This is a genomic window from Nitritalea sp. (assembly GCF_054166705.1).
Genome location: NZ_JBSZCV010000008.1, coordinates 49,024 through 67,191, shown reverse-complemented (window position 1 = coordinate 67,191; position 18,168 = coordinate 49,024). Strand labels below are relative to the sequence as shown.

Annotated in this window: 19 protein-coding genes; 14 read left to right on the top strand and 5 right to left on the bottom strand. The window is 50.2% G+C overall.

From position 1 onward, the window contains the following. Window positions 1-126: 126 nt before the first annotated feature. The 3 genes from ACXIT9_RS04150 to ACXIT9_RS04140 are packed head-to-tail and all read right to left on the bottom strand — an operon-like array spanning window position 127 to window position 3,959. Window positions 127-1,671 carry a YifB family Mg chelatase-like AAA ATPase gene (locus ACXIT9_RS04150; RefSeq protein ID WP_458054988.1) on the bottom strand — a complete coding sequence of 515 codons (1,545 nt, stop codon included), beginning with the start codon at window positions 1,669-1,671 and terminating at the stop codon, window positions 127-129. Window positions 1,672-1,705: 34 nt separating this feature from the next. Further along, on the bottom strand, window positions 1,706-2,083 hold the full coding sequence (locus tag ACXIT9_RS04145; RefSeq protein ID WP_458054987.1) for a hypothetical protein: 378 nt from the start codon (window positions 2,081-2,083) through the stop codon (window positions 1,706-1,708). A 40-nt stretch (window positions 2,084-2,123) separates the two neighbouring features. Beyond that, window positions 2,124-3,959, bottom strand: coding sequence for an ABC transporter ATP-binding protein (locus tag ACXIT9_RS04140; RefSeq protein WP_458054986.1), 1,836 nt, complete (start codon window positions 3,957-3,959; stop codon window positions 2,124-2,126). Window positions 3,960-4,247: 288 nt separating this feature from the next. Here ACXIT9_RS04140 and ACXIT9_RS04135 point away from each other — a divergent pair, with 288 nt between their 5' ends. The 14 genes from ACXIT9_RS04135 to cysM all read left to right on the top strand — a co-directional run bounded on the left by ACXIT9_RS04135 (window position 4,248) and on the right by cysM (window position 15,805). Next, complete coding sequence (locus ACXIT9_RS04135; protein ID WP_458054985.1) at window positions 4,248-4,496, top strand: type B 50S ribosomal protein L31; 249 nt, start codon at window positions 4,248-4,250, stop codon at window positions 4,494-4,496. A 69-nt stretch (window positions 4,497-4,565) separates the two neighbouring features. Continuing rightward, the gene (locus ACXIT9_RS04130) at window positions 4,566-5,756 is read left to right on the top strand and encodes a GlmU family protein (RefSeq protein ID WP_458054984.1); all 1,191 of its coding nucleotides are present in this window, start codon (window positions 4,566-4,568) and stop codon (window positions 5,754-5,756) included. Between the two features lie 9 nt (window positions 5,757-5,765). Beyond that, window positions 5,766-6,893: a DNA polymerase III subunit gene (locus tag ACXIT9_RS04125; protein WP_458054983.1), complete on the top strand. Its 1,128-nt coding sequence runs from the start codon at window positions 5,766-5,768 to the stop codon at window positions 6,891-6,893. 5 nt (window positions 6,894-6,898) lie between these two features. Further along, window positions 6,899-7,351, top strand: a complete 453-nt coding sequence (locus ACXIT9_RS04120) for an ATP-dependent zinc protease family protein (protein WP_458054982.1) — start codon at window positions 6,899-6,901, stop codon at window positions 7,349-7,351. Next, window positions 7,348-8,259 (top strand): 30S ribosomal protein S6--L-glutamate ligase, encoded by a 912-nt coding sequence (rimK, locus tag ACXIT9_RS04115; protein ID WP_458054981.1) that lies wholly within the window; start codon window positions 7,348-7,350, stop codon window positions 8,257-8,259. The genes ACXIT9_RS04120 and rimK overlap by 4 nt, the downstream gene beginning before the upstream one ends. Beyond that, window positions 8,256-9,191: a hydroxymethylbilane synthase gene (gene hemC, locus ACXIT9_RS04110; protein WP_458054980.1), complete on the top strand. Its 936-nt coding sequence runs from the start codon at window positions 8,256-8,258 to the stop codon at window positions 9,189-9,191. The genes rimK and hemC overlap by 4 nt, the downstream gene beginning before the upstream one ends. Further along, a complete protein-coding gene (locus tag ACXIT9_RS04105) occupies window positions 9,184-10,029 on the top strand; it encodes a peptidylprolyl isomerase (protein WP_458054979.1) in 846 nt (281 codons plus the stop codon). The genes hemC and ACXIT9_RS04105 overlap by 8 nt, the downstream gene beginning before the upstream one ends. Next, window positions 10,007-10,948 (top strand): SDR family oxidoreductase, encoded by a 942-nt coding sequence (locus ACXIT9_RS04100; RefSeq protein WP_458054978.1) that lies wholly within the window; start codon window positions 10,007-10,009, stop codon window positions 10,946-10,948. The genes ACXIT9_RS04105 and ACXIT9_RS04100 overlap by 23 nt, the downstream gene beginning before the upstream one ends. Before the next feature lie 35 nt (window positions 10,949-10,983). After that, on the top strand, window positions 10,984-12,372 hold the full coding sequence (locus ACXIT9_RS04095) for a sodium-dependent transporter (RefSeq protein WP_458054977.1): 1,389 nt from the start codon (window positions 10,984-10,986) through the stop codon (window positions 12,370-12,372). A 223-nt stretch (window positions 12,373-12,595) separates the two neighbouring features. Beyond that, window positions 12,596-13,171: a porin family protein gene (locus tag ACXIT9_RS04090; RefSeq protein ID WP_458054976.1), complete on the top strand. Its 576-nt coding sequence runs from the start codon at window positions 12,596-12,598 to the stop codon at window positions 13,169-13,171. 42 nt (window positions 13,172-13,213) lie between these two features. After that, on the top strand, window positions 13,214-13,504 hold the full coding sequence (locus ACXIT9_RS04085) for an FtsB family cell division protein (RefSeq protein ID WP_458054975.1): 291 nt from the start codon (window positions 13,214-13,216) through the stop codon (window positions 13,502-13,504). Next, entirely contained in the window at window positions 13,485-14,033 is a 549-nt protein-coding gene (locus ACXIT9_RS04080; protein ID WP_458054974.1) for a hypothetical protein, read from the top strand. Before ACXIT9_RS04085 ends, ACXIT9_RS04080 begins: the two co-directional genes overlap by 20 nt. 27 nt (window positions 14,034-14,060) lie before the next feature. Further along, a complete protein-coding gene (locus tag ACXIT9_RS04075) occupies window positions 14,061-14,888 on the top strand; it encodes a serine O-acetyltransferase (RefSeq protein ID WP_458054973.1) in 828 nt (275 codons plus the stop codon). Window positions 14,889-14,896: 8 nt separating this feature from the next. Continuing rightward, a complete protein-coding gene (gene cysM / locus ACXIT9_RS04070) occupies window positions 14,897-15,805 on the top strand; it encodes a cysteine synthase CysM (protein WP_458054972.1) in 909 nt (302 codons plus the stop codon). A 105-nt stretch (window positions 15,806-15,910) separates the two neighbouring features. Here cysM and ACXIT9_RS04065 read toward each other — a convergent pair whose 3' ends face one another. Together ACXIT9_RS04065 and ACXIT9_RS04060 are read right to left on the bottom strand one after the other, a co-directional pair. After that, window positions 15,911-16,990, bottom strand: a complete 1,080-nt coding sequence (locus ACXIT9_RS04065) for an Ldh family oxidoreductase (protein WP_458054971.1) — start codon at window positions 16,988-16,990, stop codon at window positions 15,911-15,913. 57 nt (window positions 16,991-17,047) lie between these two features. Further along, window positions 17,048-18,004 carry a Ppx/GppA phosphatase family protein gene (locus tag ACXIT9_RS04060; protein WP_458054970.1) on the bottom strand — a complete coding sequence of 319 codons (957 nt, stop codon included), beginning with the start codon at window positions 18,002-18,004 and terminating at the stop codon, window positions 17,048-17,050. Window positions 18,005-18,168: the final 164 nt, after the last annotated feature.

The following is an 18,168-nucleotide window of genomic DNA, read 5'->3' as shown; positions in this document are numbered from 1 at the left end:
TAAAAAAAAATAAAATTTTTGAAAATAAATATAAATATATAGAGTGTATTTAGCTCTTTTGTTTGGATTTACACCCTTATTTCAAGAGTGTGTTACTTCTATTCTGATCGTGCAGCTCTAGAAAGCTTAGAAGGCCTCCGCCCATGAGGATCTGTCTAAACTTCGGTACTGGATGGCCTCGGCTAGGTGTTCCGGCAAAATTTTCTCTGAGCCGGCCAGGTCTGCGATGGTCCTGGACACACGTAGAATACGATCATATGCACGTGCAGATAGACCCAGTCGCTCCATAGCGGTCTTCAAAAGGAGCTTACAGGCCTCGTTTAGGATGCACACTTCTTTTACCAGCTGGGAGGGCATCATGGCATTATGGTAAATATGAGGCATCTCGCGAAAACGTGCAGTCTGCATGGCCCTGCCCTGAATGACACGCTCGCGGATAGCGGCACTGCTCTCCGACCTACGTGTGCTTGTAATTTCTTCGAAATTCACAGGCGTAACCTCGATATGCAGGTCGATGCGATCCAGTAAAGGCCCACTAATTTTATTTAGGTACTTTTGCACCACCCCTGGGCCACAGATGCAGGCTTTTTCCGGATGATTGTAATACCCGCAGGGGCAGGGGTTCATGCTCGCTACCAGCATAAAACTGGCCGGGTAATCGACGGTCATCTTAGCTCGCGAAATGGTCACTTTTCGCTCCTCTAATGGTTGTCGCATGACTTCTAAAACCGTTCGCTTGAACTCTGGAAGCTCATCCAGGAAAAGCACGCCATTATGTGCCAGAGAGATCTCGCCGGGCTGTGGATTTCCACCTCCTCCGACTAGGGCCACATCACTTATGGTGTGATGCGGGGCACGGTAGGGCCTTTGGGCCAAAAGGGCCGCTGTCTTCCCTAATTTCCCTGCCACAGAATGAATTTTCGTGCTTTCTAAAGCCTCATGTAGGGTCATGGGGGGCAAGATGCCTGGAAGACGTTTGGCCAACATCGTTTTACCGGCTCCGGGTGGGCCGATCATGATTAGGTTATGGCCCCCTGCCGCAGCGATTTCCATGGCGCGTTTGATGTTTTCCTGGCCTTGTACATCTGCGAAATCATAGGGAAAGTCTTCGAGTGAATGGAAAAATAGCTCTCGGGTGTCCGTAACCTTTGGGGTAATCGGAAACTTGCCTGTTAAAAAGCCAATCGCCTCTTCTAAGCTTTTAACGCCGATTACATCGATTTGATTGACGATGGCGGCCTCTGCTGCATTTTCTTCCGGTAAAATAAAGCCTTTAAATCCTTTTTTACGTGTGGCGATAGCGATAGGAAGTGCCCCCTTAATAGGACGGAGCTGCCCATCTAAGGCTAGCTCGCCCATAATCGTGTACTTTTCCAGTTCTGGAAACTGACATTGGCCAGAGGCCTGCAAAATGCCTAAGGCGATCGGAAGATCATAGGCGGAGCCTTCTTTACGAATGTTCGCCGGCGCCAAGTTCACCACTGTACGCTGGCGGGGCATAATGTAATGATAAAACTTTAATGCCGATTCCACACGCTGCTGACTTTCCTTTACTGCATTGTCCGGTAAGCCTACCATGCGGAAGCTAGTTCCCTGACCGACGTCTACCTCTACGGTAATGTGATGAGCGTCCACACCATAAACGGTGCAGCCATACGTTTTTGCCACCATAAAAAATGAATATTTTGTGTTTTAAAATAAAAAGCTAAGATTTAAAATTCTGTCGAGGACGTAAGCTGCTGCCAGGCTTATCCTCCTCGCCACCAGCTGCACTCTCCCCTTTTTCCAGACGCTGCAGCTTGATGCCTTTTTCCAAATCGTATAACTTGGCTTTGATTTCTTTTACTGCCAACTCCTTTTTATCGGCTTCATCCTGCAGGGATTTGCGGACAAGCCAACTGCTACCCCATGCGGCTAAAAAAAGGAGAAGACCGAAGAGGAGAAAGTAGTTGACCGTTACCGTACGCAGGCTTTCCAGTCCGAATAGTCCCTTAAAGCTGTCGAAAGAGAGAAAAAAGACTAAACTTACAGCAAAATACAGTAAAACGAGTAAGTGGAGGATTTGATCAAGCTTCTTGCGCATGGTACTTAGGGTTTATAGTGAGGAAAAGTAAAAGAGCCATTTATGAAACGGTTTGCATGGTGGAAAGTTGTTTGTAGAGTCCTTCCTCCCGCAGGAGGGCTTCATGTGCTCCTTCCTGTATGATACGTCCTCCCTGAATAACTAGGATGCGGTCCGCATGCTGAATGGTGCTCAGCCGATGGGCTATCACTAAGGTGGTACGGTCTTTCATGAGGTGGTTAAGGGCTTCCTGAACGAGTCGCTCGGAAGCTGCATCGAGGGCGGAGGTCGCTTCGTCTAGAATCAGTATGGGTGGATTTTTTAAGATCGCACGGGCAATGCTGATGCGCTGCCGCTGCCCGCCGCTAAGCTTTCCGCCGCGCTCACCGATGTTGGTCTGGTAGCCTTCCGGCAGCTCCATAATAAACGTGTGTGCATGTGCGATTTTAGCCGCGGCCTCCACCTGCTCTTGGCTCACCTGCTCCATCCCGAAGGCGATGTTTTGAAACACCGTATCATTAAATAGTATGGACTCCTGTGTCACGATGCCCAGCTGGCTGCGGAGGTTTTCAAGTGAGAAGTCGCGTATATCCTGACCGTCTAAGGTGATACGCCCTTCCTGTGGGTCATAAAAGCGCGGCAGCAAGTCTGCCAATGTCGACTTCCCTCCACCACTTGGCCCAACCAGCGCCACCGTTTCTCCTTTTTTTAGTTCAAAGGAGACTTGGTCCAGCGTCAAGGTGTCTTGGTAGCGGAAGCTGACTTGCTCGTAGCGAATAGCTTGGTGGAATCCTGCCAAGGGCTTCGGCTGGGGAGGAGATTGAATCTTGTTGTCGGTGTCGATGACTTCGAAGATGCGCTCTGCAGAAGCCAATCCACGCTGAATGCTGCTGGCTGCACGTGAGATTTCCTTGGCAGGATTCAGCACTTGAGTAAAGATGATAATGTAGGTGATAAAATCCGAGGCGCTCAGGCTACTGGTCTCTAGGAGTACCAGATTCCCTCCGTACACGAGGATACCGGCCACCACGCTCACCCCTAAAAACTGTGAGGTAGGAGAGGCGAGTTCGTTTTTCTTTGCCATGCTGACGTTTACCTCTGCATAGTAGTCTGTCTCCTGATCGAATTTCCGTGTGACCCAGGGGACGGCTCCAAAGGCTTTTACCACGCGCATACCACCGATCGTCTCATCTAAAATATTCACAATTCTCCCCAGGGAGGTCTGGCTTTCCACAGCTTTGCGCTTTAAGCGCTTCGTAATCCCCCCGATGATCGCTCCCGAAATCGGGATGATGATAATCGTAAACAAGGTCAGTTCCACCGACATCATGAAAAGGACGGCAAAATAAAGGACGATGGTGGCGGGCTCACGGAAAATGACGCGCAGGGATTGGACGATGCTATTTTCTACCTCCTGAATGTCGTTCGTCATCTTGGAAATCAGGTCTCCTTTGCGTTCGCCTGTAAAATAGCCCAAGTGGAGATGCGTCACTTTTTCGAAGATGCCCATGCGCATTTTTTTGATGATCTCCGCACGGAACTGGGCTAAAAGTACCCCCGATAAATAAGTGAATAGATTGGCTAAAAAAACCGATACCACGATGACGATGCACACATAAACCAGGGTCCCGAACTTACCGTAGTCCTGCTCCACCTGTAACAATAAATGGTTAAAGGCATGTAAAAAATAATCGATGGAAAAAGAGAAAGGTGGCAGCGATTCGTATTTTTGTAAGCTGTTCGCATCCACCTGTTCGAAAATGACATCGAAAAGTGGTTTTAATAGGGTGAAGTTCAGCAGCCCGAATAGGATGGCAAAAAGCGTGAACACCACATACATCGGGATGTAGCGTCTAAAAGGTCTGCCGTAGCGTAATATCCTCCAGTAGGTTTTCATAATTGCGTAATATGGCCGTGCAAGATACCAAAATTTTAGCGAAAGCTTTTGCAAGCCGCTTGCCCGATGGAAGCGATGCCACGCGAACAGGCTAGCAGAAAGGCACAAGGTAAGACGTAAGAAGCAAAAGAGTCAGGAATTAAATGGGTAAGAACCGATTAGATCGGTTAAAAGGCGAAACATTTCTGTGTTTATTTGCGCAGGAAGGTTTGGATAGTTTCATCGAAAGCGATAACTTTGCGGTTCATTTGAAAAAAGGCATACGATCAAGAGATAATTAATACGACAATGAAAAAGGACATTCATCCAAACTATAGAGAAGTGATTTTCTTCGACACTTCTAGCGACTACAAGTTCATCACGCGCTCTACCATCGAAACTTCTGAGACGATGGAGTGGGAAGATGGCAAGACCTACCCTGTGTTCAAGGTGGAAGTGAGCTCTAACTCGCATCCTTTCTACACTGGTAAGAAGATGATCCTCGATACTGCGGGTCGTGTGGAGAAGTTCAACAAGCGTTACGCCAAAAAGAAATAAGTATTTCCTTTTCGGATATACTAAGGGTCTCTCGAATGGTTATTCGGGAGACTTTTCTATTTTTGTGCTATGAAGCAGTTGGTTCTATTCGATGATCCTGCCTTGCGTGCAGGTCTTTTGCCCTTTACCTTTACACGTCCTGTAGCGGATATCCGTGTAGGAATTTTACGTGTTGCCGAAAAATGGGCACATCATCTCTCTTCAGAGGTGGGGTTCCTCACTCAAGATTTTTTACAGGAAAAATTTCCCCTTTTGCCGGAGGCCACCCTTTTTATAAACGGTGCCTGTCTGCCCGATGCCGCCTTAGTGGAGGCTGTGGCTGCCCTCCGAAAGGGGGAGTCTATCTGGCAGGAGCAGACGCTGATCGCCTTCCAAGCCGAAACGCCCACCTTTCAGATGGAGGCTATTCCTGAAAAGGGGCGCAAGACACTTGCGGGGCCGCTGCGTCTCATCCGCTACCCTTGGGATATTTTCCTCCAAAATGGACAGGAAATCCGAGCAGATTTTGCCCTCCTTACTGCTGGCCAGGTGTCTGAGCCGCTACTAGACCCCCACACCAAGGTCTATGCCCCGGAGCATATTTTCATCGCCCCAGGGGCGCGCGTGCATGCTGCCGTGTTAAATGCTTCCACTGGCCCTATTTACATCGGCAAGGATGCCGAGGTCCAAGAAGGTGCCCTCATCCGGGGACCGTTCAGCATGGGAGAAGGCAGTGTCGTAAACATGGGGGCGAAAGTCCGTGGCGATACCAGTCTGGGTCCGCACTGTAAAATCGGCGGCGAGGTGTCGAACGCTGTCTTCTTCGGGTACTCCAATAAGGGACATGACGGCTTCCTCGGAAATGCGGTCATCGGCGAGTGGTGTAACCTAGGTGCGGATACGAATAATTCCAACTTAAAAAACAACTATGCCCCCGTAAAGGTCTGGGATTATAGTAAGGGGCGCTTCACGCAGACAGGCCTACAGTTCTGTGGCTTGCTGATGGGGGATCATGCGAAATGTGGCATTAACACCATGTTTAATACCGGTACGGTGGTGGGCGTGGGCGCCAATGTTTTCGGAGCCGGCTTCCCGAGGAACTTTGTGCCGGACTTCTCCTGGGGTGGAGCCAGTGGACTCAGCACCTTTACTTTTTCTAAGTTCGAGGAGACTGCCAGCGTGGTGATGAAGCGCCGCGGGCTGGATTTTGACGCAGTCGAAAAAACGATTCTTTCGCATGTGTTCCAACTGACGGCCGCTTACCGGATCTGGGAAAAATAAAAATAGGCCATGTTATTTCACGATATTCCCGGACTGGGAGAAGTAAAAGAAAAATTAATACAAGCGGTCAAGCAGCAGCATGTAGCTCATGCCCTGCTTTTTCATGGCCCCGTGGGGAGCCCTACATTACCTATGGCTTTGGCGCTAGCCACCTACTTGGTCTGCGAAAACAAGCAAGAGCAAGATGCCTGTGGAACCTGCGCCGCCTGTGTGAAGATGTCCAAGCTGGTGCACCCGGACATCCACCTCATCTTTCCGCTGCCCGGCGCTGCGGCAAAGGATGACGAGAAGGACGAGAAATCCGACGATAAAACCAGCTTCAGACGCTTTATTCAGGAAAAACCGTATGGCCTCCCCAGCGACTGGCTCTATTTCCTAGGGGCGGAAAAGAAGCAGCTAAACATCTCCAAAAATAGCGCGCGGGAAATCGTGCGCAGCCTTTCGCTGAAGTCCTTCGAGGGTGGGGCCAAGCTGATGTTTATCTGGTGTCCCGAGTTTATGCACGTGAATGCAGCGAATGCGATCTTGAAAATTTTAGAAGAGCCACCTGCTAATACCTATTTTTTTCTGATTACCCACCAGCCGGATCAGCTTCTGACGACGATTCTATCGCGTACCCAGAAAATCGCGGTGCGCAGTTACACCGATCAGGAGGTGGCCGATCACTTGGTACAGGCAGGCCACTGCTCCGAGACGCAGGCAGCCCAGCTCGCACCCCTGGCGGACGGCGATATGCGCCGAGCCTACCAGCTGGCCACCCAAGAAGAAGACAGCTATACAGAGAAAATCAAGCTGTGGCTCCGGAAATGCTACGTCCTCGATGTGCCCGGCTTAGCACAGGAAACCGAACAGTACGCCAAGCTGGGAAAGGAGGGCCAAAAAGCCTTCTTGTTAGCCGGGCTAAATGTCCTCCGTGAGGCCCTTTTGCATAGCAGCCAGCTGAGTGATTTAATGCGCAGTGCAGCAGGAGAGCGGGAATTTATTCAGAAATTTAGCTCCGGGGTTTTAAATGCGCAAAAAATTGAGCAGCTTTATGTATGCTTAAATGAGGCTTACACGCATATCGAACGTAATGCAAATCCTAAAATTCAGTACACGGCCTTATCCTATCAAATTTACCGCATATTAAGAGCCTGATGAGCATGAAGCAAGCAGGAAATTATCCCATTATCGGCAGAAGAGAGCGCATCAGCGTGCCCGAGTGGGGAATCCGCCGCGTAGCGGCAAAGGTCGATACAGGAGCTTACAGCAATGCGATGCATGTCTCCTACGCTCGCTTAGAAAAAGCAGCTACAGGAGAAGAAGTGCTTTGTTTTCTGCCTTTGAGCGAAGCGTTTAAAGCCTTTACTGGAAAAGAAATCCGGACTAAAAATTTTACGAAAAAAAAGGTGCGCAGCTCCACGGGAGTGGCCAGCCTGCGCTTTAAAGTGAGCTGTGAGATGCTGCTTGGGGGAGAAAATATTCTCGTGGATTTCACCTTGACAGACCGCTCTGAAATGCGCTTCCCCGTCCTGATTGGACGAAAAGCCCTACACAAACGCTTTTTAGTGGATGTGGCGGCTACCTATTTACTTTCAACGAAACACAAGCCATGAAAATCGCCGTTTTATCGCGTAATCCTTCTCTATATAGTACCCGTCGCCTGCAGGAGGCCATCGTGGCTGCAGGCCATGAAGCGCTTATCGTGGACCATTCGCTCTGCGACCTGGTAATCGAGCAGCAGGGACCGAAAATCATCTACAAGGGTCAGCACCTCACAGACATCGATGCCATCATTCCACGTATCGGCGCCTCTGTGACTTTTTATGGCACCGCTGTGGTGCGACAGTTCGAGCTGATGGGCACCTTCTCCACCGTAGAATCTCAGGCCATCGTCCGCAGTAGAGACAAGCTGCGCAGTCTCCAAATTCTTTCGAAGGCGGGCTTGGGTATGCCGAAAACAGCCTTCACGAATTTCAGTAAGGGAGGTGAAAAGGCACTGGTGGAGCAGGTAGGTGGCGCCCCTGTGATCATCAAGCTGCTCGAGGGTACCCAGGGGCTGGGCGTGGTGCTGGCGGAAACGAAAAAGGCTGCACAGTCTGTTATCGAGGCTTTTCATGGTTTAAAGGCAAGGATAATCGTGCAGGAGTATATTAAAGAAGCGAAAGGTGCCGACATACGGGCCTTCGTGGTAAATGGTAAAGTCGTCGGCGCCATGAAGCGACAGGGGGCGGAAGGCGAGTTTCGCTCGAACCTGCATCGCGGCGGGAGGGCTACCCTGATTAAGTTGAGCCGCGCAGAGCGACAAGCAGCCCTACAAGCAGCAAAAGCCCTCGGGCTAGCAGTAGCGGGTGTGGACCTGCTGCAGAGTGAGCGTGGGCCTTTGATTTTAGAGGTCAACAGTTCCCCGGGCCTAGAAGGCATCGAAAAGGCCACGGGTATAAACATCGCCGGCGAGATCGTCTCCTTTATAGAAGAGGGCGTGCGTAAAGGAAAATCGCTTAAACGAGCTATAAAAGAATGAAAACGATAAAAATAGGAACCCGCGGCAGTAAACTGGCGCTTTGGCAGGCCTACCACATCCAGGACCTGCTCCAGGAAGCGGGACTGACCAGTGAAATCGTCACCATCGAAACGAAGGGCGATAAAATCTTAGATGTCTCGATCGCGAAAATCGGTAGCAAGGGCGTCTTTACGGAGGAGCTGGAGGAGCTTTTGGCCAGCGGCCAAGTGGACATCGCCGTGCACAGTGCGAAGGACATGCAGTCCCGCCTGCCCGAGGGCTTCGAACTGATCGCTTTTACTGAGCGGGAGCAGGAGCAGGATATTATTTTGAGTCACCTGGATACGATCGATTATAAAAATCCGGACAAGCCGCTCCTGTTAGGGACCTCTTCGACGCGTCGTGTGGCCACATTAAAGCATTATTATCCCCATATTCGCACGGTGGAGGTGCGGGGCAACTTACAGACGCGGATTGCGAAAATGGAGTCGGGTGTATGCGATGCGCTCCTGCTGGCTTTTGCGGGCGCACATCGAATGGGTTACGATGCGCTTATCCGTCATCACCTTTCTTTAGAGGAGTTTACGCCAGCAGTGGGGCAAGGGAGCGTGGCCGTGGAGGCGGCGACGAGCCTAGATTCGGCCTTGCGTGAAAAGATTCGTGCGGCCTGTAATCATCCTGATACGGAGCAGCGCCTGATCGCCGAGCGTGCCTACCTGCGTGTGCTGGAAGGGGGCTGTAGCATCCCGGTTTTTGCGCTGGCGCAAAGTACCCCCGAAGGGCTTCAGCTGACAGGTGGTATCGTGAGTTTAGATGGCCAGGAACGTATCAGTAAGGTGGTCTCAGGGCCTGTGGAGGATGCTGCCTCCCTAGGTGAGGCCCTCGCAGAAGAAGTGCTTCAGGCGGGTGGTGATCGCATTTTAAAGGAAATTAAAAGACAAATGAATGGATAAGCGGTACCTAAACCCACTTTTTATGCTCCTGCTGGGGCTGATGGCCTGGGGCTGTGCTTCTGAGCGCGACACCCTAGTGCGTATCGACACCCGCCATGGGGAACTGGTGGCGATTTTATTCGATGAGACGCCTAAGCATAAAGAGAATTTTCTCAAACTCGCTAAGGCGGGCCGTTTCGACAGCACCGAGTTTCATCGCGTCATCCAGGATTTTATGATTCAAGGCGGAGATGTCTTCGGGAAAGAGGAGTTGCCACGTGAGGAATGGTATACGGTCCCTGCTGAGATCAAGCCGGAGCTTTTTCACCGGAAGGGGGCGCTCGCCGCGGCGCGCATGGGGAATAATGTGAACCCTGAGCGGGCCTCCAGTGGCAGCCAGTTTTACATCGTCCAAGGAAAGAAATATACGGCCTCGGAGCTCACCACGGATAAACGTAAACTGAATGAGCAGTTTATGAAATACCTCGGATTGGAGAGCCAAAAGCCGCTTCGTGCCACGTATACTGCGCTGTATGAGGCGGGAGATATGCAGGCACTCGATAGCTTGGTACTGGCCTATAAAGGAGAGCTCGAGTCCTTTTACTCCTTAGATCTGGGGAAAAAAATCGCTCCGGAGCGGGTGCGCGCGTATGTGGAAGTAGGCGGGACCCCACACCTTGACGATGAATATACTGTCTTCGGGCAGCTGCTTTCGGGGTTTGAGGTACTCGATAAAATCGCCGCTGAGCAGACGAATCGAGCGGATAAGCCAGAGAATCCCGTTCACATGCGGGTCACACTTCAGGAAATGTCTAAAGAAAAAATCTCCAAAGCCTATGGCTATACCTACCCAAGATAAGCGTCCCGTGCTGCTCATTACAGGAGCAAATGGCCTGCTCGGCCAAAAGCTGGTAGCTCAGGCGGTGCAGGAAGGCCACTTCCAGGTCCTAGCGACCGGAAGAGGTGCTGCGCGACTGCCGGAAGAATTCCTGCAGGGGGTGCACTGGGTGCCGATGGATGTGGAGCAGGAGGTGGATGTTTTAGCGGTGTTCCAAAAGTGGAAGCCTTCGGCATGTATCCATACGGCAGCCATGACGCAGGTAGACGACTGCGAAACAAACCGTGAGGCAGCCTACCGGGCGAATGTAACGGCGGTGGCACACATCATTCGCGCTTGCGAGCAGGCCGGCAGCCACCTGATTCATCTCTCCACTGATTTTATTTTCGACGGAACCGAGGGACCTTATGGGGAGGAAGCTCTTCCGAACCCAGTAAACTATTATGGAGAAACCAAGCTAGAGGCTGAGCGTCTCGTGCAGGCAGCCACCTGCCCCTGGGCGATCGTACGAACCGTGTTGGTCTACGGTATCGCACACGACATGAGCCGTTCGAATATTATTTTATGGGTAAAGGCCTCTTTAGAGCAAGGGAAAAAGATACAAGTGGTAGACGATCAGTTTCGAACGCCGACGCTGGCAGAGGACCTAGCAGATGGCTGTCTTCGGATAGCGGCGCAGGGCGCCAAAGGGATTTATAACATTTCGGGCGAAGACTTTATAAGTCCCTATGCGATGGCCCAGCAGACCGCAGCCTATTTTGGATTGGATGCCTCCCTGATCCAGCGGGCAGACAGTACGCTCTTTACACAGCCGGCAAAACGCCCCCCTGTCACAGGATTTTCTTTGGAAAAAGCGAAAAAAGAATTGGGCTACCAGCCTAAAAGTTTTATGGACGGGATTGGTATTTTAGCAAAACAACTTAAATTAGCCCGTTCGTAAAGAAAAATTAATTTCACTAAAACGTTTACATTCTTATGGCAATGAGTGCTGACACTCAGGGTAGGGGCCAGTTTGGGTCTCGACTAGGGTTTATAATGGCTGCAGCCGGGTCGGCGGTTGGCTTAGGTAACATCTGGAGGTTTCCGTACATTACAGGAGAAAATGGAGGGGGCGCTTTTGTCTTTGTATATGCGATCTGTGTGGTGCTCATCGGTTTACCACTCCTCATGAATGAAATTTCTTTAGGGAGAATATCGGGAAAAAACCCTATCGGAGCGATTCGCGCAACGGGGGGAAATAAATTTTGGCAAATTGCCGGCGGGCTCTGTATCCTGGTCTGCTTCTGTGTGTTGAGTTATTACTCCGTCATCGCCGGCTGGACGATCGGCTATATCTTTACGGAACTGATCGATATTCCTGTCGATTTTAAAGAGTTCCAAAGCACGCCGGCGTATGTCGTTCCACTGTGCTTTTTATTTATTTTTATGACCATCGCCGTCGTTCTTGGTGGTGTTTCCGGTGGTATCGAAAAGGCGGCAAAGTTTCTAATGCCGGTTCTCCTTATCATCGTTGTTTTTATAGCAGGTAGAGCAGTTACCTTAGAAGGTGCTTCTGCAGGTATCGAGTATTATTTAAAGCCTGATTTCTCTAAAATTACTGGTAAAACGATTTTACAAGCGCTCGGACAGGCCTTCTTTTCTATGTCCGTAGGTTGGGGGTTGATGATTACCTTTGGCTCTTACTTGCCACGCAAAGCGAATATCGTAGGCTCGGCGGGCTGGATCGCGGGGATGGATGGCATCGTGGCGCTCTTAGGGGGTCTGATGGTGTTTCCCGCATTATTTGCCCTCCTTCCGGGTAAAGATCCTGCGGGGGGGCCGGCACTCGTATTCGATGTGCTTCCGAAAGTGTTCGATGCGATGCCTGGCGGCAATGTGGTCGGTGCACTTTTCTTCCTACTTCTGCTGGTGGCGGCGCTTACTTCTAGTATTTCCATGCTGGAGGTTCCGGTAGCCTTTTTCATCGATGAGAAAAAGTGGAGCCGTCAAAAAGCCGCCTGGACCGTCGGGATCGCGGCTATGGCGCTCTCTATTCCTTCTGCGCTCTCGTCCATTGATGGAAACTTCTTTAGTACCATTACCTTTAAATTAGGGGGGAATGTCCAAACAGGCTTTTTTGACATTATGGACTTTGTGTTTGGGACTTTTGCAGTAGTTTTAATTTGTTTCATGCTCAGCTTGTACACGGGCTGGGCGAAAAAGATTGGCACTTTTGCAGACGAACTAGCCAGTGGTGCTCCAGAGTTTAAAGGTTTTCTACGCGGTGCATGGGTTTTCTTCATCAAGTGGGTATGTCCTTTAATTATCGCTCTGGTGTTATTAGATACGTTAGGCGCCTTCGGTACCCCGCAAGAGGGAGGTTGATTCCTTCTTAGCGATGAAAAAAGAAAAGTCCCTTACAAGTAGCTGTTTGTAAGGGACTTTTCTTTTTTTATTAAGATTTTTTAACAGTTGAGGTCTTTTTGGCCTTTTTTATGCAGAGGATGCATCTATGGAAGGGAAGTATAACGTTTCTTTATAACTATATCACTTCCAGCGCGTTTTATTTTACAGGCAATCAAGACAAACACACTTAAGCAGACACATCATGAAAAAACTAATGGTTGTAGCCCTTCTTTTTATGGGCTTTGCCGTACAGGCACAAGAATTTTCTATAGGCCCTAAAGTGGGGGTAAATCAGGGTAATATCCGCGTAAACGGTGCAGGTTTCGAGTCCGGTGATGCGCAACTGGGGTATCATGTGGGTGCATTTATTCGCCTGGGAGGTAATTCACTTTTCGTTCAGCCAGAGGTGCTCTTCACAAATACGGGCGGGGAGATCTTAGCCAATGTAAATGGGGATCAAGTTTCCTTAAATGCAAGCTTTAATCGCTTGGATGTACCTTTTATGGTAGGTTTTAAGCTGGCGAATTTTTTCCGCATTCAAGCGGGTCCAGTGGCCAGTTTTTTAATTGATGGGAACATAGCGGATGCGCCTGCAGATATTTCATTTAACAATACGACCTTTGGTTATCAGGCGGGTATCGGCTTAGATATTGGAAATATGATTATCGATTTTAAATACGAAGGGCCTTTTGGGCGTATCGCCCAAGGCATAGAAGGCTTTAATACCGATCAGCGGCAGAATCAGCTGATCCTATCCGTAGGGTTTAGATTATTCTAAGCGGGTTTCGTATCTTTGGGAAAGAGATAAATAACAAGGACCATGATGGACATAAAATGGAAAGACAGCCGCCAAATCTATTGGATAATACTTTTGGTGTTTGGCGTTTGGATTTCCTTTTTTGATGCCAGCAGTTTACGTGTACAGCTGGATTTATGGAAGACGAAGCGCTCCTTAGAGAAGCGAAAGGCGTACTATGAATCTAGAATGGAGCAGCTCGTCCAAGAGCGCGAGGAGTTACTCGGAAATGATGCTCTCTTAGAAAAATATGCCCGTGAGCGATATTTTATGAAAAAAGCGAATGAAGACGTGTATGTCGTGGAAGAAAATTAGCCTTGTTTTCGTTTTCGGCTTGCTACTTTCAGTAGCAGCGGAAGTTCAGGCCCAGCGGTTTATAGATCCCGAAGCATCGCCTGCACTTAAAGACCGCATGTACTATGGGGCGAACTTGTCCCTGCAGTTTGGAACCATAACATTTGTGGATGTCTCGCCGCTGGCAGGTGTGATGATTACAGAAAAATTTTCGGCCGGATTAGGAGGTACCTACCAGTATTTTAACGATCGGCGCTTCATCGGAGGAGATCAAAGTATCTTCGGTGGACGCATTTTCACGCGCTATAATGTGTTTCCGAATATTTTTGCACATGCGGAATATGAGTCACTAAATTTAGATGTTTTTAACCGTCAGTCTGAGCAGTTCCAGCGGGAATGGGTACCCGGTCTTTTTGTAGGTGCGGGATACTTCGTTCCCTATGGCGATCGTGGAGGCGCTAATTTTAAGTTACTCTATAACCTCCTTTATGATAATTTACGATCACCTTATGCTGAACCAATCGTGATACGCGTGGGTTTTGTGTTCTAACGAAAAGGAGCTAACCAAATCTCAAGCATGTCTGACTTTACACAAAAACTTTATAAGGCCCATCAAACGTGTCCGGACTGCCCCTCGCCCCAAGCGGTGCATCAGTATTTCGAACAATTGATGGCACTTTTATTTCCAGAGTACACCTTAGAGATTCTGCGTAGCGAAACAGCCGTCCGCGCAGGGCTCTTGCGTTTAGAATATGATTTAGAGCAGCTTTTGCAGCGCAATAAACATCTCGTATCCACTTCTGCCCCAAAAGTGGTTACTGCTTTCTTTTGCCAACTAGAAAGGATTTACGATGCCATCCAGCAGGATATAGATGCGATGTTTGCAGGTGATCCCGCGGCGAAGTCACGAACGGAAATTCTTCGAAGCTACCCTGGATTTTATGCTATCGCTGCCTATCGGGTGGCACATGCACTTCATCATTTAGGGGTGCGTATGATCCCTCGGATGATTACCGAAGTTGCACACAGCAAAACAGGTATCGATATACACCCAGGCGCTGAAATAGGTGCTCATTTCTGTATCGACCACGGTACGGGTGTCGTAATCGGGGAAACAACACAGATCGGGGAGCATGTAAAAATTTACCAAGGGGTCACCCTCGGTGCCCTCAGTGTGGATAAGGCGGATGCCGATAAAAAGCGGCACCCAACCATCGAGTCGGGAGTGGTTATTTATGCAGGAGCTACCATCTTAGGAGGCAATACCGTAATCGGAGCTAATTCCATCATCGGAGGAAATGTCTGGTTGACAAAAAGTGTTCCTGCCGGTAGTAAAATCTACTATCAGTCTAAAATGTACGATGCCTCCGGGGATATCTCGGATGTCTACGTGTTGAAAACGTAAAGCGTATCATGAAAAATTTAACGGATCTGATCGGAGGCACACCTCTTGTCGCCTTACAGCGTATTCCTACCCATCCAAAAGTTAAAATTTACTGCAAGTTAGAAGGTCAAAACCCTGCGGGTAGCGTGAAAGACCGTGCGGCCTTTAACATGATTCAGGCCGCCTTACACCGGGGTGAGTTGCAGCCTGGAAGTCACCTGATCGAGGCTACCTCCGGAAATACAGGTATCGCGCTGGCCATGGCCGCGAATCTACTAGGGGTAAAAATGACCTTGGTGATGCCGGAAAATGCCACCCGTGAGCGGGTACTTTCCATGGAGGCTTATGGGGCTCGGGTTTTACTGACAGATGCGCAAGGGGGAATCGAGTATGCCCGCACTTTTGCCGAAGGCCTACGCGATTCGGAAGGATACTATATGCTAAATCAATTTGCAAATCCCGATAATTATCGTGCACATTATAAGACCACTGGGCCTGAAATCTGGAAAGATACGGAGGGGCAGGTGACGCACTTCGTCTCTGCTATGGGGACCACCGGCACTATCATGGGGGTAAGCCAGTACCTAAAAGAGCAGAATCCCGCTATCCAAATCGTCGGCACCCAGCCTACAGAAGGCTCCAGCATTCCAGGAATTCGACGCTGGTCACCAGAATTTTTGCCGAAGATCTTTGATCCTAAGCGGGTGGACCGGGTGATCGATGTGAGCGAGGCGGAGGCCAAAGCCATGACCAGAAGAATGGCGCTGGAAGAGGGAATCCTCGCCGGAATGAGCAGCGGTGGAGCACTTTGTGCGGCTTTAAAATTAGCCGAAGAGCTGGAAGAGGGACTTATCGTAGCCATTACCTGCGATAGAGGCGATCGCTACTTGAGCAGCGATCTTTTTGCGCCGGAGGCGCAAAGGCCACACAACCCCTAGCAGCTCCTGCATCGCAGAGAGCAGTGGAAGCCCGCTGCTCTCCGCGTATTTCCGAAGATAAAGTCCCTGGGCCTAAAACAGCCAGCCATTTAGCGGGTGCGCTGCCTAAAGCGGTAGATGCAGGCCCATCGATTTGCCCAGTGCCTGCAAGTCGCTGATAACGGGCGCCAGAAGGGGTATACCTTTTTGTGAGCGCTCCGCTTCCAGCTGACGTTCGGGCTCTCCGGGGATGAGTACGCGCTCAGCTCCTTCCACCGTTTGGGCAGAAGAAAAGCGCCGGATCCACTGATCCATATGTTGTTTAAAGGTCTCCGCTGGGCGGAAGGCATCTACCCGCATAGCACCGAAGAAGTGTCCCAGCCCTTCGCCGACAGGATTTGGGTCAGGCTCTAAAAAGGCTACGAAGGGCGGCACCCACGGTCCATAGTTCGCTCCCGAGAGTACGGCAGAAAAGATATCTACAATGGCGCCTAAAGCATAGCCTTTATGTGAGCCATGCTCCCGGTCTCCTCCTAAAGGCAGCAGTGCGCCTCCTTTCTTTACCCCGTGCGCATCTTGTGTGGGTAATCCTGCGGCGTCTTGGAGCCAGCCCTCAGGCGCATCCTGGCCTTTACGCATTAAAATCTCCAGTTTTCCGTTTGCTGCCGTAGTAGTGGCCATGTCAGCCACAAAAGGGGCCTCCTCACCAGCAGGAATGGCTACTGCTATGGGGTTCGTACCTAGCAGTCGCTCGCGCGAAAAGGTGGGGCTCACCAGTGGGCTGGCATTCGTCATAGCGATGCCGATCATGTCCGCTTCTAGGCCCATCATCGCATGATAGCCTGCTATGCCGTAATGATTGCTGTTTTTTACACTTACCCAGCCGGTACCTGCCAGCTCGGCCTTGCGCATGGCCACTTGCATGGCGAATGGGCCCACGACCAAGCCCAGGCCGCCGTCGCCATCGACCACAGCAGTGCTGGGGGTTTCGTGAACAACGTGTATGTTTGGGCAGGCATTTATTCTTCCTTTTTCCCACAGCCGCACGTAGCCACTCAGGCGGGCGACGCCATGAGAGTCCACACCGCGTAGGTCGGCACTGAGCAGGACACGTGCCGCAAGCTCGGCTTCAGGCTCTGGACAGCCCATCTGTAGGAAAACAGACTTGGTAAACGTAAATAATGTAGCGTAAGAAAGGAGCTGCATAGAATCATTTTTAGGGCGCAGGGCGCAAAAATCAGGGTATTCTTTGCGCCCTGCGCGTCAAGAAATAAGGGTAGACTTAAATAAACGCGCCACCGCTCCCTCTTTTAGGGCGTAGCTGGTACAGGTTATCGGGGCTTCGGGGAGCAAGGTCAGGATATAATCGATCAGGCAGATGGCTACCACGATCATATCGGCACGCATCGGGATCATACCGGGCAGCTGGAGACGCCCTGCGCGATCCCTTTCCTTCACCTGCTGGGCCATTTTTTGGTAGCGATCCAGGGGGAGTGTATGCGTCAGGTATTTTTCACGCTTGTGAGGCTGGCCTGTGGCTGCCGCAGCGCGGTCCATATCGTGTAGGGTGTCGAAAGTCCCGGAAGCACCCACAAGCCGTTTCGGCTGATAGCGGTCGATGGCTTCGGCAAGCGGGAGGAGGGCTTCATGAAGAAAGTGAAGCACGTCCTGCTGTTCACTGGGAAGCAGTCGCGCTTCCGGTTGATGGAATCGATCCATTAGACGCTGCCCGCCGATTTCAAAGCTCTGTTTCCAATCCACTTTCTCGTGATCGCCGATGATAAATTCGACTGAACCGCCGCCGATATCCATCATAAGTGCGCGCTCTCCTTTAAGAGCGCCAGAGAGGCGGATGCCTTCATAAATGAGGAGTGCTTCTGTATCGCCATCTATAATTTGGATGTCAAAACCAAAGCGCTGGCGAACTTGAAATAGAAAATCGGCGCTATTCCGTGCATTTCTCAATGCGCTGGTACCGAAAACCTGCAGGTGTGTCACCTCCTCGGAGGCTATGAGCTGGGAGAAATGCTGCAGGGTATGTAGCCCTCTTTTCATGGCCGCCTCACTGAGAAGGTTTTGAGAAATACCCCCTTCTCCCAGTTTTACGGGTATTTTTTCTTTATAGACCGTACGAAAAAGCTGCTGCTCAAGGAGTTCGACGATGAGCAGATGGAAGGTGTTCGTTCCCAGATCGATAATGGCGGCTTTAGAGAAGCTCATTATGTAGATTTTTTTTCCCTGCGCGAATATAGGTAGTTATTCCATAGCTTTTGCCGTATGTATAAAAAATGCCGTCAACTATTGCAATTTATCATTCTTTTGCCTGTAAAAGTTTTAGGTGGCATCTTTTGCTGCTTATATTTGGTAAATTTAAATCGTTAGTA

Excerpts from the sequence above, each read along its gene's own strand:
- ACXIT9_RS04150 (WP_458054988.1), bottom strand. The coding sequence starts at position 1,671 with ATGGTGGCAAAAACGTATGGCTGCACCGTTTATGGTGTGGACGCTCAT.
- ACXIT9_RS04145 (WP_458054987.1), bottom strand. The coding sequence starts at position 2,083 with ATGCGCAAGAAGCTTGATCAAATCCTCCACTTACTCGTTTTACTGTAT.
- ACXIT9_RS04140 (WP_458054986.1), bottom strand. The coding sequence starts at position 3,959 with ATGAAAACCTACTGGAGGATATTACGCTACGGCAGACCTTTTAGACGC.
- ACXIT9_RS04135 (WP_458054985.1), top strand. The coding sequence starts at position 4,248 with ATGAAAAAGGACATTCATCCAAACTATAGAGAAGTGATTTTCTTCGAC.
- ACXIT9_RS04130 (WP_458054984.1), top strand. The coding sequence starts at position 4,566 with ATGAAGCAGTTGGTTCTATTCGATGATCCTGCCTTGCGTGCAGGTCTT.
- ACXIT9_RS04125 (WP_458054983.1), top strand. The coding sequence starts at position 5,766 with ATGTTATTTCACGATATTCCCGGACTGGGAGAAGTAAAAGAAAAATTA.
- ACXIT9_RS04120 (WP_458054982.1), top strand. The coding sequence starts at position 6,899 with ATGAAGCAAGCAGGAAATTATCCCATTATCGGCAGAAGAGAGCGCATC.
- rimK (WP_458054981.1), top strand. The coding sequence starts at position 7,348 with ATGAAAATCGCCGTTTTATCGCGTAATCCTTCTCTATATAGTACCCGT.
- hemC (WP_458054980.1), top strand. The coding sequence starts at position 8,256 with ATGAAAACGATAAAAATAGGAACCCGCGGCAGTAAACTGGCGCTTTGG.
- ACXIT9_RS04105 (WP_458054979.1), top strand. The coding sequence starts at position 9,184 with ATGGATAAGCGGTACCTAAACCCACTTTTTATGCTCCTGCTGGGGCTG.
- ACXIT9_RS04100 (WP_458054978.1), top strand. The coding sequence starts at position 10,007 with ATGGCTATACCTACCCAAGATAAGCGTCCCGTGCTGCTCATTACAGGA.
- ACXIT9_RS04095 (WP_458054977.1), top strand. The coding sequence starts at position 10,984 with ATGGCAATGAGTGCTGACACTCAGGGTAGGGGCCAGTTTGGGTCTCGA.
- ACXIT9_RS04090 (WP_458054976.1), top strand. The coding sequence starts at position 12,596 with ATGAAAAAACTAATGGTTGTAGCCCTTCTTTTTATGGGCTTTGCCGTA.
- ACXIT9_RS04085 (WP_458054975.1), top strand. The coding sequence starts at position 13,214 with ATGATGGACATAAAATGGAAAGACAGCCGCCAAATCTATTGGATAATA.
- ACXIT9_RS04080 (WP_458054974.1), top strand. The coding sequence starts at position 13,485 with ATGTCGTGGAAGAAAATTAGCCTTGTTTTCGTTTTCGGCTTGCTACTT.
- ACXIT9_RS04075 (WP_458054973.1), top strand. The coding sequence starts at position 14,061 with ATGTCTGACTTTACACAAAAACTTTATAAGGCCCATCAAACGTGTCCG.
- cysM (WP_458054972.1), top strand. The coding sequence starts at position 14,897 with ATGAAAAATTTAACGGATCTGATCGGAGGCACACCTCTTGTCGCCTTA.
- ACXIT9_RS04065 (WP_458054971.1), bottom strand. The coding sequence starts at position 16,990 with ATGCAGCTCCTTTCTTACGCTACATTATTTACGTTTACCAAGTCTGTT.
- ACXIT9_RS04060 (WP_458054970.1), bottom strand. The coding sequence starts at position 18,004 with ATGAGCTTCTCTAAAGCCGCCATTATCGATCTGGGAACGAACACCTTC.